The organism is Pseudomonas peli (assembly GCF_050563605.1).
Classification (GTDB): Bacteria; Pseudomonadota; Gammaproteobacteria; order Pseudomonadales; family Pseudomonadaceae; genus Aquipseudomonas; species Aquipseudomonas peli_A.
This window is the reverse complement of record NZ_JBNXUH010000152.1, coordinates 1-379: the sequence shown is the minus strand read 5'-3', so window position 1 is coordinate 379 and position 379 is coordinate 1. Positions and strand designations below refer to the sequence as shown.

Genomic DNA, 379 nt, shown 5'->3' with positions numbered 1-379 from the left:
CAGGGTCAGGCCGGGCGGGCCCCTGGCCCTGCCGGGCACCCTAGCCGAGCAGGCCGAGTTGGTGCCGTCGGCTTGGAACTGCGCTTTATNCCTTGACCCGACCGCCGATAAAGACGGCTGGGTGCGCATCAGCGGCGTACGCCGCTAACCGCCCCAGTGCGCACAGCTGCTGCATTGCCAAGCACNGTCGTCCCCCTTTCCCTCCGGTGGGCCAGGGGTTTTTTTAAACGGAGGCCTTTCTCCTTCCCCCGACCGCCGATAAAGCCGGCTGGGTGCGCATCAGCGGCGTCCGCCGCTAACCGCCCCAGTGCGCACAGCTGCTGCATTGCCAAGCACTTGCGTAGACTAGCCGCCTCGTTTAGCCGGATCGCCGCATGAC

Annotated in this window: 1 pseudogene; it reads left to right on the top strand. The window is 66.6% G+C overall.

Annotation, left to right across the window (positions count from 1 at the left end):
- Nucleotides 1-148: pseudogene (prmA, locus tag ACQ4LH_RS21340) on the top strand (50S ribosomal protein L11 methyltransferase); the annotation flags it as partial.
- Nucleotides 149-379 lie beyond the last annotated feature (231 nt).